This window comes from Aliarcobacter vitoriensis (assembly GCF_003316695.1).
Lineage (GTDB): Bacteria > Campylobacterota > Campylobacteria > Campylobacterales > Arcobacteraceae > Aliarcobacter > Aliarcobacter vitoriensis.
This window is the reverse complement of the sequence record NZ_PDKB01000046.1, coordinates 1-934: the sequence shown is the minus strand read 5'-3', so window position 1 is coordinate 934 and position 934 is coordinate 1. Positions and strand designations below refer to the sequence as shown.

The 934-nt window shown below is 32.9% G+C and carries 1 protein-coding gene; it reads right to left on the bottom strand.

Annotated features, from left to right (window positions below):
- A partial coding sequence (gene cysK, locus CRU91_RS12060; protein ID WP_113895449.1) for a cysteine synthase A occupies positions 1–921 on the bottom strand: 921 nt, incomplete at its 3' end.
- Between the last annotated feature and the right edge of the window lie 13 nt (positions 922–934).

The following is a 934-nucleotide window of genomic DNA, read 5'->3' as shown; positions in this document are numbered from 1 at the left end:
ATACTCATAAAGCCCAGAGCTTAGATATCTTTCACCAGTATCACAAAGAATTGTAACTATTACTTTACCTTTATTCTCTGCTCTTGAAGCTACTATTTTTGCTGCTAATGCATTCGCTCCTGATGATACTCCTACTAAAAGTCCTTCTGTTTTTGCTAATGCTCTTGAACTCTCTATTGCATCATCATTCTCTATTGTTACTATTTCATCATACACTTTTGTATTTAATACATCTGGTACAAATCCTGCTCCTATTCCTTGTATTTTATGTGGTCCTGGATTACCTCCACTTAACACTGGACTTGCTTTTGGTTCAACTGCAATAATCTTAATATTTGGGTTATGTGCTTTTAATACTTCTCCAACTCCTGTTAATGTTCCACCTGTTCCAACACCTGCTATAAAAATATCTATTTTTCCATCTGTATCTTTTAATATCTCTTGAGCTGTTGTTAATCTATGTATTTCAGGGTTTGCACCATTTTGAAATTGTTGTAAAATAATAGAATTCTCAATTTCTGATTGCAACTCTTGAGCTTTCTCAATAGCACCTTTCATTCCTTTTTCTGCTGGAGTTAATACTAATTTTGCTCCTAATGATTGTAGAAGTCTTCTTCTTTCTATACTCATTGATGCTGGCATTGTTAATATTAATTTAATACCTAAAGCTGCACTTACTGAAGCCAATGCTATTCCTGTATTTCCACTTGTTGGTTCTATAATTGTTGAATCTTTAGTAATAACACCTGATTCCAAAGCTTTTTTTATCATATTAGTACCAATTCTATCTTTTACTGAATGACTTGGGTTCATAAATTCACATTTACCTAATACTGTCGCTCCACTTTCTTCACTTGCTTTTTGTAGTTTTACTAAAGGAGTATTCCCTATTAACTCTGTTACATTTTTCGCGTATCTCATCTTTTATCCTTTT